Below are 4,870 nucleotides of genomic sequence, written 5' to 3'. Positions count from 1 at the left end.
GATTCTGTTGCGCGAGGGCAGGGCGTGCACTTGATCTGCAACAAGGAAGCGATCGATCGCAACCCGGCTGCGCGCAGCGCGCGTCTACGATCGCGCCGCATGCCTGCCACCGCCGACCGCCCCCGATTGCTGCGAGGCCTGGCCTGGATCACGCTGCTGTTGTTGGTCGCCGTCACCTGCCTCAGCGCGTACCTGCGCCACCGTGCAGCCGGGCTCGGATGTGCGCCGTGGCCGGCGTGCTTCGGGCAAGGTGAACCCGCCGCGGCTGGCGCGTTCCTGCTCGGCGGCCAGGCGTTGACCTGGGCCCGGCTGGCGCACCGCATCAGCGCGAGCCTGGCGCTGCTGAGCGTGATGGCGATGGTCGTGGTCAGCTTCGTGCGGCCGCCGCGGCTCGTGCGCGAGGGGCGGCTGGCGTCGGTCCTTCTCGTTCTGGCCCTGCTGCTCGCCCTGCTGGGCTGGTTCACGCCCGGCAGCCGGTTGCCGGCGGTGGCCCTCGGCAACCTGCTCGGTGGCCACGCCATGCTGGCTCTGGCCGCGTGCCTGGTGACGCCGCCCATGTCGCGTGAGCGCAGGCTCGGTTGGGTCGCGCTCGCCGCTGCGGGGGCGCTGGCAGCGCAGCTGGCCGGCGGGGCGCTGGTCAGTGCCACGCACGCCGGGCTGGCTTGCAGCGACCTGCGCGAGTGCTTCGAGCAGGCCCGGTACGGTGGCTTCAACGGGCGCGCACTCTGGCCCGGGCTCGAAGCAACCATCGCAGTCGGCACGCCGCATGCCGAAGGCGCTCTGGCGCAGCTGCTGCACCGCGCGGGCAGCGGCATCGCCGTGCTGTCGATCGTGGGCGTGGCCTGGCTGGCCCACCGCCGCGGCCGTCGGCGCGAGGCCGTCGCGGCACTGGCACTGCTGGCGGGCGTGGTGACGCTGGGCCTCGTCGTCGGCAGCACCGGCCTGCCGCTGGTGCCGGTGCTGCTGCACAACCTGGGCTCGGCCGGGCTGCTGGCGCTGGTGTTGCGTTGGGCTTGACGACGATCAAACGGCGCCATCGCAGGCCGTCACAGAATCATCCGCCCTTCGCGAAACGACCCCACCATGGACCTGCGCGTCTTCAATTCGTCTCGCTACCTCGCGGTGCTGCCGCTGTTCCAGGAGATGGACCCGGCAGAGCTGGAGCGGCTCGGCGAAGGTTGTTCGCTGCGCCGGTTGACGCGCGGCGACATGGTGTTTCGCGTCGGCCAGCCGTGCGAAGAGTTCCACGTGGCCATCACGGGCCAGATCAAGCTGTACGCCCTGTCGCCGGGTGGACAGGAGAAGGTGATCGAGCTGATCGGGCCGGGCAACAGCTTTGCCGAAGCCCTGATGTTCACCGGCAAGCCCTACTTCATCAACGCGCAGGCCCTGACCGACACCTTGTTGCTCAGCGTCGGCAAGGCGGCGGTGTTCGGCGAAATCGAGCGCGACTTCCGCTTCGCGCTGCGCATGCTCGCCGGCATTTCGCGCCGGCTGCATGGCCTGGTCCACGATGTCGAGGCGTACGCGCTGCACACCGGCATGCAGCGCGTGATCGGCTACCTGCTTCGCGACCAGCAGAGCGAGGGCGGCGCCCACACCGACGTGTTCACCGTCTCGTTGCCGGTCAGCAAGGCCACCATCGCCTCGCGGCTGTCGCTCACGCCGGAGTACTTCTCACGGGTGCTGCACGAACTCGAATCCACTGGCCTGATCGAAGTCGACCGACGCGACATCCGCATCCTCGACGCATCGCGCCTGTCCGCCTACCAGCCGGGCTGAGGTCAATTGGCGCCGCAGCGCGGCGCCGGTGTGCCCGGCGCGGCCATCGTGGCCAGGGTCTGCGGGTCGACCAGCCACGCGGACGCCGCGTCCCCCGCCGGCAACACGAGGTGCTTGATCAACCGGGCGGCGTTGACGTCGATCACGTCGATCACCGGGTGGTGGGCATGCGGCAGCGCCAGCAAGCGCAGGCCGTGCCGATCGAAGCCGATGCCCGCGCCCGGCAACGGCGTGCCGTCCAGCGGCAGCAACGCCACGCGTCGCCGCACGTCGAGGTTGATCCAGTGCAGCGTCGCTTTGCCGGGATTCAAGGCATAAGCGAGACCGACGACCTCGGTCGAGACGTCGTCGACGTACAGGCTGGACAGGGGCTCGGGAATGGCAATGCGTCGCGGGTTCAGGAACCCGCGCACGGGGCTGCCTTCGCCCATGCGGAAGTCGTGCACCAGGCCGTCGTGAAAGTCTTCGGCAAGCGGGTCGTACGAGATCTCCCACAGCTCGGCGATGTCGCGCAACGCGACGATGAAACTGCGTCGCGTGCGTGCATCGACGATGTCGGCGATGCGCGAGACGGTGCGACCGTTGCGGCTGGCGACCGACCAGGTCCTGTGCAACCGGTCCTGGCTGTCGAACAACAAGACGGTCGGCGGCGCGTCATGGGCGGCCAGGCGCCAGCGGCCGTCGTGGCTGCGGCAACCCAGGGCCCGCGCGACCTGGGGGTCGTCGCTGCCGAAGACCGGGCTGCTGCCGCTGGCGTCGGTGGCCAGCAGCGCCAGTGTGAGCACGAGGGCAGCCGGTCCGGCCGCGTGGGGGGTCATGGCACGACCTCGATCCGGCCTTTCATCTCGGGGTGCGGCCCGCAGGTGTAGGGGTGGCGCCCGACACGTTCGAACCGGCGCTCGAAGGTGTCGTCTGGCAACAGCCGCTCCGACTCGAAGCCGTCCGGCCCACCGAACAGGACCGAGTGCGACGTGCGCGTCTCGGCATTCCGCCACCGCACCGTGCTGCCGACGCGCACGCTCAAGCTTGCGGGTTGGAAGGTGGAGTGCCGGATTACCACCTCGACCGGCGCTTCAGCGGCCCGCACCGGCGCCAGTACCGCGGCGATCAGCGCCAAGCCGGCGTCACGGCGGTTGCACGGGTCCGCAAACATCGGGGGCTCACTGTTTGGCCGCGCCGATGTCGGCTTTGGTGTCGAGGCCCAGCGTGTAGCCGAGCGAGACATGGTGGAAGCGGCCCGCAGCATGGTCGTCGTGGATTGCGAAGCCGAAGTTGTAGCTCTTGCCGCTGACCAGCGCGATGTCGCCGTCGCCACCCCCGGCGAGCTTGCGCGTGAAGACGACGACCCATTCGTCGCCCTTCTTCTCGCCCTTGGCTTCGAGCAGGCCCTTGCCGCCTTCCATCACGCGCTTGTCGGCCACGTGGCCGTCGAACTTCGCTCCCTTGCCGCTAGTCCACTGCACCAGGTCGTAGTACTTGCCAGTGGCCAAGCTGGCGTCCTTGACGTACTTGGTCTTCTTGTCGTCCTTGGCCTCGGGCATGGTGCGCGCATCGCTGTGACAGGCCTCCCAGCAGCCGGAGAGGTTGGCGCCCGCGACCTTGTTGTCTTCGAGCATGAAGGCCAGCTTGACGGCATTCTCCTTGTCCATCTTCTCGGCGCCACCGGCCGGCTGCTTCCAAGCGAATCGCAGGTAGAGGTTGGCACCGTCGTGGGCCGCCTGCACCACCACCGGGATCGAGCCGGCCTTGCCCTTGATGGGCTGGGGCTCGAGCTTCTGGCCACTGGCCATCTTCTTGCCCATGTCGGCGGCTTCGTCATGGTGGCAACTGGCGCAGGTTTCGCCTTTGCGCAGGGCGCGTGCGCCGCCGTGCTCGCTGCCCTTGGTGATCCATTCGATCGGCGAAGCACCCGGGTAGAACACGGTAATCGTCTTGCCCGGCACCTTGCCCCAGTCGGGCGCGGCGGCCTCGGCCGAGGCGAAGGCCAAGCCGGCACACAACAGGGCGATGGGTTTGAGAGTGAGCAGTTTCATCCGTCTTCCTTCATGCCTTTGGGCTTGTGGTGGGCGATGCCTTTGTGGCAATCGATGCAGGTCTCGCTGTTCTTGATCGCCAGCTCGTGCGACTTGCGGGCGCGCGGCTTCTGCTTCTCGACGTCCATGCTCGTGAGGGTGTGGCAGTTGCGGCACTCCAGCGAGTCGTTGGCCTTCATGCGGGCCCATTCGCGCTCGGCCAGGTGCAGCCGCTTGGCCTCGAACTTTTCGCGTGTGTCGATGCTGCCCACCGCCTTGCCGTAGAGCTCGCGCGTGGCCTGCACTTTGCGGACCATCTTCGGCCCCCACTCCTTGGGTACATGGCAGTCGGGGCAGGTGGCCCGCACGCCGGTGCGGTTGGTGTAGTGGATCGTGTTCTCTGAGTACTCCTTGTAGACGTTGTCACGCATCTCGTGGCAGCCGATGCAGAAAGTCTCGGTGTTGGTGGCTTCCACGACGGTGTTGAAGCCGCCCCAGAACACCACGCCACCCGCGCCGCCCATCAGCAGCAAGGTCAAGACCGAAAAGCCCGCTGCGGGTCGGCGCAGGCGCTGCCAGAATCCGGGTCGTTTCATCGCACACCCGCGGCTCAGTAGACGTCGTGCTGGGTGTTCCAGACATTGAACTTGCCCGTCGGGGTGATCATCTTGGGATCGGTGATCACCTTCTTCAGCTTGAGCGTCTTGTCGTCATAGATCACGATCGCCGACTGGTCGGTCTTGCCGCCCCACAGCGAGATCCAGACTTCGTCGCCGGCCTGGTTGAACTCCTGGTGCACGGCACGACGCAGGGCCTTGGTGACCGGCAGTCCGGAGTCCTTGGCGACGTCGATGCGCACCGGCGGCTTGGACAAGTCTTTGATATCGAAGACGTAGTTCACCTCGGCGTTTTCGCGCTCGGGGTTCATCGGCATGTCGGCCCACAGATGGGTCGACTTCGGATGCGTCTTGACGAACAGGTTGCCCGCGCCCGGCATCGCCAACTCCTGCACCACCTTCCAGTTGTATTGCTTGTACTTGGCGTGCTCCTTCTTGTCGGAGGCCGTGGAGATCAGC

At 67.6% G+C, this 4,870-nt stretch carries 7 protein-coding genes; 2 read left to right on the top strand and 5 right to left on the bottom strand.

Translation table 11 applies throughout. From position 1 onward, the window contains the following. Both RMO40_RS11820 and RMO40_RS11815 read left to right on the top strand, forming a co-directional pair. Positions 1–1,017: COX15/CtaA family protein (locus RMO40_RS11820; protein WP_309721052.1), on the top strand; the 1,017-nt coding region annotated here is incomplete at its 5' end. A 66-nt stretch (positions 1,018–1,083) separates the two neighbouring features. Continuing rightward, entirely contained in the window at positions 1,084–1,782 is a 699-nt protein-coding gene (locus RMO40_RS11815) for a Crp/Fnr family transcriptional regulator (protein ID WP_309721049.1), read from the top strand. Between the two features lie 2 nt (positions 1,783–1,784). Here RMO40_RS11815 and RMO40_RS11810 read toward each other — a convergent pair whose 3' ends face one another. The 5 genes from RMO40_RS11810 to RMO40_RS11790 form a co-directional block, all read right to left on the bottom strand. Continuing rightward, positions 1,785–2,600 (bottom strand): cytochrome D1 domain-containing protein, encoded by an 816-nt coding sequence (locus RMO40_RS11810; RefSeq protein WP_309721047.1) that lies wholly within the window; start codon positions 2,598–2,600, stop codon positions 1,785–1,787. Continuing rightward, entirely contained in the window at positions 2,597–2,935 is a 339-nt protein-coding gene (locus RMO40_RS11805; protein ID WP_309721044.1) for a plastocyanin/azurin family copper-binding protein, read from the bottom strand. The genes RMO40_RS11810 and RMO40_RS11805 overlap by 4 nt, the downstream gene beginning before the upstream one ends. A 7-nt stretch (positions 2,936–2,942) precedes the next feature. Continuing rightward, positions 2,943–3,815, bottom strand: a complete 873-nt coding sequence (locus tag RMO40_RS11800; RefSeq protein ID WP_309721041.1) for an ethylbenzene dehydrogenase-related protein — start codon at positions 3,813–3,815, stop codon at positions 2,943–2,945. Continuing rightward, a complete protein-coding gene (locus RMO40_RS11795; RefSeq protein ID WP_309721038.1) occupies positions 3,812–4,390 on the bottom strand; it encodes a NapC/NirT family cytochrome c in 579 nt (192 codons plus the stop codon). Before RMO40_RS11795 ends, RMO40_RS11800 begins: the two co-directional genes overlap by 4 nt. 14 nt (positions 4,391–4,404) lie before the next feature. Next, positions 4,405–4,870, bottom strand: a 466-nt coding sequence (locus RMO40_RS11790; protein WP_309721035.1) for a cytochrome D1 domain-containing protein, incomplete at its 5' end; no start/stop codon positions are given.

The sequence above is a fragment of the Rhizobacter sp. genome, assembly GCF_031412075.1.
Taxonomy (GTDB): domain Bacteria; phylum Pseudomonadota; class Gammaproteobacteria; order Burkholderiales; family Burkholderiaceae_C; genus Rhizobacter.
Note: the sequence above shows the minus strand (reverse complement) of the source record. Positions and strands in the feature narration are given on the sequence as shown.